Genomic DNA, 5,000 nt, shown 5'->3' on the forward strand with positions numbered 1-5,000 from the left:
TATTCCTCGGACCGCCAGAGCGACGCCTCGATCGAGGATCAGGCGCGGCTCTGCGAGGAGCGAGCGCTGCGGGAGGGGTGCCGGGTGGTGGAGACCTACGCTGACCGTGCGATCTCGGGGGCGTCGATGCTGCGCCCCGGTCTGCAGGCCCTTATGGCCGATGCCCTAACGGGTCGCTTCACAGTGTTGATCACAGAAGCGCTGGATCGGCTCAGCCGGGACCAGGCCGATGTCGCAGCAATCTACAAGCGGCTGACCTTCGCGGGGGTGACGATCCTCACTCTTAGTGAGGGGCGGATTGAGGAACTGCATGTGGGCCTCAAGGGCACGATGAACCAGCTCTTCCTGAAGGACCTTGCGGCAAAGACCCGGCGGGGTTTACGCGGCCGCGTTGAAGCTGGGTTTTCAGGGGGAGGGAACGCCTATGGGTATCGGGTGCTGCGGCGGCTGAAGAGCGATGGCGAACTGGCGACCGGCGAGAGAGAGATCAATGAGCACGAGGCCCGGATCGTGCGGCGCATCTATGAAGCCTTCGCAGCTGGTCAGTCGCCCAAAGCCATCGCGAAGGAACTGAACCGCGACCAGATCCCCGGCCCCCGTGGCATCCTCTGGCGCGACACCGCCATCCGCGGCCATCGCCAGCGCGGCACCGGTATCCTCAACAACGAGCTCTACCTTGGCCGCCTCATCTGGAACCGCCTTCGCTATGTGAAGGACCCCAGTACCGGCAAGCGAGTTTCACGTCAGAACGATGCCTCGGAATGGATCACCACCGACGTGCCTGAACTGCGCATCATCGATGAAGCGCTCTGGCAGAAGGTAAAGACACGACAGGAAGCCCTCGACGCCACGCCCGTCGTGCAAGGCATCAAGGCCTCCCGCTTCTGGGAGCGGCGCCGCGCAGACCATCTGCTCACAGGCCTAGTCCATTGCGACTGCTGTGGCGGCCCCTACGCCGCCGTGGGGCGCGACTACCTCGCCTGCTCCGCCGCCCGCAAGCTTGACACCTGTAGCGCCAAGAAGGGCATTCGCCGCTCCGTGCTGGAAGCGGTGGTTCTGGATCTCTTGAAGACGCGGCTCATGCAGCCCGAGGCGGTGGCACGTTTCGTAAGGGATCATGCGGAGCTGTCCAATTCGCATGGGGCAGAGGCGGCTCAAGCCCGCATCAGGCTGGAAGCGGAGAAGCGGGCGATCAAGCGGAAGCTGGAAGGCCTCTATGACGCGATCGCGGAAGGCCTGCGATCGCCGGGGCTCAAAGAGAAGCTCCTAGAGCTCGAAGGTAGAGTTGAAGCGATTGATGCGGCTCTCACCACCCCTGCCCCGGCACCTGTGCGGTTGAACCCGAACTTGTCCGAGCTCTATCGGCGCAAGGTCACGGAGCTTGCTATCACCTTGGCCGATCCCACGATTTCGCAGCCTGCGCGGGAAGTGATCCGTGGCCTGATCGAGCGTGTGGCGGTGCGGTGGGTGGACGGTCAGGCTGTTGTGGTTCTGGATGGTGCTCTGACTGCGTTGGTTGGCTTGGCTACGAACGCCAAAGGCCCAGCGTCAGCTGGACCTTTTGGTGGTTTGTCTAATAGTTCGGTTAAGGTGGTTGCGGGGGCAGGATTTGAACCTGCGGCCTTCAGGTTATGAGCCTGACGAGCTACCGGGCTGCTCCACCCCGCGTCCGTTGTGGTATCCCGAGGGCTTTATTTTTGCGATCGGGGTTTATTTGCATCGTATTGGAGAGAGGATTGTGTGTTTCTTTCTAGGTTTGGCGGTGACCTACTCTCCCGCGTCTTGAGACGGAGTACCATTGGCGCGACGGCACTTAACGGCCGGGTTCGGGAAGGGACCGGGTGTTTTGCTCGTGCTATGACCACCAAACCGAGGAAGAAACACGCGCGCTTTTGTCTGCGTTTTGGCAGGTTTTGGCGCGCGATCATCAGTGTGTATTGTTCCAAGTCTGTGTTGCTTTTGACTTTTCCAGGCGAGGCTATTGCCTTGCTGTTTCTGGATCAAATCAAGCCTATCGGGCAATTAGTACCAGTCAGCTGAATGCATTGCTGCACTTACACCTCTGGCCTATCGACGTGGTGGTCTTCCACGGCCCTCAAGGGAGACCTTGTTTTGAAGGGGGCTTCCCGCTTAGATGCCTTCAGCGGTTATCCTGTCCGAACATAGCTACCCAGCACTACCGTTGGCACGATAACTGGTCCACCAGTGGTTCGTTCACCCCGGTCCTCTCGTACTAGGGGCAACTCTTCTCAAGTCTCCTACACCCACGGCAGATAGGGACCGAACTGTCTCACGACGTTCTAAACCCAGCTCACGTACCTCTTTAAATGGCGAACAGCCATACCCTTGGGACCTGCTCCAGCCCCAGGATGAGATGAGCCGACATCGAGGTGCCAAACGATGCCGTCGATATGGACTCTTGGGCATCATCAGCCTGTTATCCCCAGAGTACCTTTTATCCGTTGAGCGATGGCCCTCCCACTTGGGACCACCGGATCACTATGGCCGACTTTCGTCTCTGCTCGACTTGTCAGTCTTGCAGTCAGGCTGGCTTCTGCCATTGCACTCAACGACCGATTTCCGACCGGTCTGAGCCAACCTTCGCGCGCCTCCGTTACTGTTTGGGAGGCGACCGCCCCAGTCAAACTCCCCACCATGCAGGGTCCCGGACCCGGATAACGGGCCGCGGTTAGACATCAAGAGTGCGAAGGGTGGTATCTCAAGGGAGGCTCCACGGGAACTAGCGTCCCCGCTTCGATGCCTACCACCTATCCTGCACATCACAATCCTGATGCCAGTGCAAAGCTGGAGTAAAGGTTCATGGGGTCTTTCCGTCTAACCGCGGGAAGTGTGCATCTTGACACACAGTTCAATTTCGCTGAGTCCACGTTAGAGACAGCGGGGAGATCGTTACGCCATTCGTGCAGGTCGGAACTTACCCGACAAGGAATTTCGCTACCTTAGGACCGTTATAGTTACGGCCGCCGTTTACTGGGGCTTCAATTCAGAGCTTGCACCCCTCCTTTTAACCTTCCAGCACCGGGCAGGCGTCAGACCCTATACGTCGCCTTACGGCTTCGCAGAGCCCTGTGTTTTAAGTAAACAGTCGCCACCCCCTAGTTTGTGCCCCCCACACACACTTGCGTGCATATGGGGCCTCCTTCTCGCGAACTTACGGAGGCATTTTGCCGAGTTCCTTTAACGTGGTTCTCTCAAGCGCCTTGGTATTCTCTACCAGTCCACCTGTGTCGGTTTAGGGTACGGTCTGATGGAGGGCTATTTCCAGGAACCTCTAAGCAGCCCACCCAATCCGATAAGGGCAAACTACCTTCGAGATCCGTCACTTCCTCCTGGCCCAGGAATATTAACCTGGTTCCCATCGACTACGCCTTTCGGCCTCGCCTTAGGGGCCGGCTCACCCTGCTCAGATTAGCTTTAAGCAGGAACCCTTGGACTTTCGGCGAGAGGGTCTCTCACCCTCTTTGTCGCTACTCATGTCAACATTCTCGCTTCTGATCTCTCCACCGGTTGCCTCACGGCCCGGCTTCACAGAAAGCTCCGTGCCTCCAATGCCACCCGAAGGAGGCAAGAGAGGCAATGAGCTATATCACAGAACGCTCCGCTACCACGCACATCGCTGTGCATCCTGAGCTTCGGCTCGTGGCTTGAGCCCCGTTACATCTTCGCCGCAGGACAGCTTATCTAGACCAGTGAGCTGTTACGCTATCTTTAAAGGATGGCTGCTTCTAAGCCAACCTCCTGGTTGTTTTGGCCGTCCCACATGCTTTCCCACTTAGCCACGAATTAGGGGCCTTAGCTGCAGGTCAGGGTTGTTTCCCTCTTCACGACGGACGTTAGCACCCGCCGTGTGTCTCCCGGATAGTACTCTTGGGTATTCGGAGTTTACTTAGACTCAGTAAGGCTGTGGGCCCCCATCATCCATGTAGTGCTCTACCCCCCAAGGTATTCGTCCGAGGCGCTACCTAAATAGCTTTCGCGGAGAACCAGCTATCTCCAGATTTGATTGGCCTTTCACCCCTAGCCACAAGTCATCCAGACCCTTTTCAACGGGTGTTGGTTCGGACCTCCAGTACGTGTTACCGTACCTTCATCCTGCTCATGGCTAGATCATCTGGTTTCGGGTCTAATCCAACGAACTCATGCGCCCTTTTAAGACTCGCTTTCGCTGCGCCTACACCTATCGGCTTAAGCTCGCTCGTTAGACTAAGTCGTTGACCCATTATACAAAAGGTACGCCGTCAGGGCTCAAGGCCCCTCCGACTGCTTGTAGGCGTCCGGTTTCAGGTACTGTTTCACTCCCCTCGTCGGGGTGCTTTTCACCTTTCCCTCACGGTACTGGTTCGCTATCGGTCAGCAAGGAGTACTTAGCCTTCGGGGGTGGTCCCCCGATCTTCAGACAGGATTTCACGTGTCCCGCCCTACTTGATATGTCCCATGGAGCTTCCTGTACGGGACTGTCACCCGCTATGGTTGGCCTTTCCAGACCATTCCAGTCACTCTTCAAGGCTCGGCTGGTCCGCGTTCGCTCGCCACTACTAACGGAGTCTCTATTGATTTCCTTTCCTCCGGGTACTTAGATGTTTCAGTTCCCCGGGTTCGCTCTTATTCCCCTATGTATTCAGGGATAAGTACCTGTTTAGCCCTACTGTTGATGTCCCGAAAGACAACAACAATAAAGCTTCAGGTGGGTTCCCCCATTCGGAGATCCATGGATCAAAGCCTATTCCCGGCTCCCCATGGCTTATCGCAGGGTATCACGTCCTTCATCGCCTCTTGCTGCCTAGGCATCCACCAAACGCCCTTTTCGCGCTTGATTTGATCCAGGAAGAGCAAGGCCGCTGGTTCAAAGCAAACCTGCCTTCCTGGGTGTCAAAAGCTTGTATACTTTCCCGTGCAACGGTTCCCGAAAGAACCGGTGCGGTTAGTGTACTAGACTTGGAACAATATCGCCTTGGCAGTGCAACCCCTCAAGGCCGCAC

The 5,000-nt window shown here is 57.3% G+C and carries 1 protein-coding gene, 1 tRNA gene and 2 rRNA genes; 1 reads left to right on the plus strand and 3 read right to left on the minus strand.

Translation table 11 applies throughout. The features are described from left to right. The coding region (locus tag QUA27_RS27655) for a recombinase family protein (RefSeq protein ID WP_510175273.1) at positions 1–1,635 on the plus strand (1,635 nt) is incomplete at its 5' end. On the opposite strand, the gene QUA27_RS27660 is transcribed toward QUA27_RS27655, so the two are convergent. The 3 genes from QUA27_RS27660 to QUA27_RS27670 all read right to left on the minus strand — a co-directional run bounded on the left by QUA27_RS27660 (position 1,592) and on the right by QUA27_RS27670 (position 4,837). Next, positions 1,592–1,668: transfer RNA gene (locus QUA27_RS27660), tRNA-Met, on the minus strand. The genes QUA27_RS27655 and QUA27_RS27660 overlap by 44 nt on opposite strands. Before the next feature lie 86 nt (positions 1,669–1,754). After that, a 5S ribosomal RNA gene (gene rrf / locus QUA27_RS27665) occupies positions 1,755–1,869 on the minus strand. 132 nt (positions 1,870–2,001) lie between these two features. Further along, positions 2,002–4,837, minus strand: a 23S ribosomal RNA gene (locus tag QUA27_RS27670). Positions 4,838–5,000: the final 163 nt, after the last annotated feature.

This window comes from Microcoleus harperi Pol14_C6 (assembly GCF_036701295.1).
Taxonomy (GTDB): domain Bacteria; phylum Cyanobacteriota; class Cyanobacteriia; order Cyanobacteriales; family Microcoleaceae; genus Microcoleus.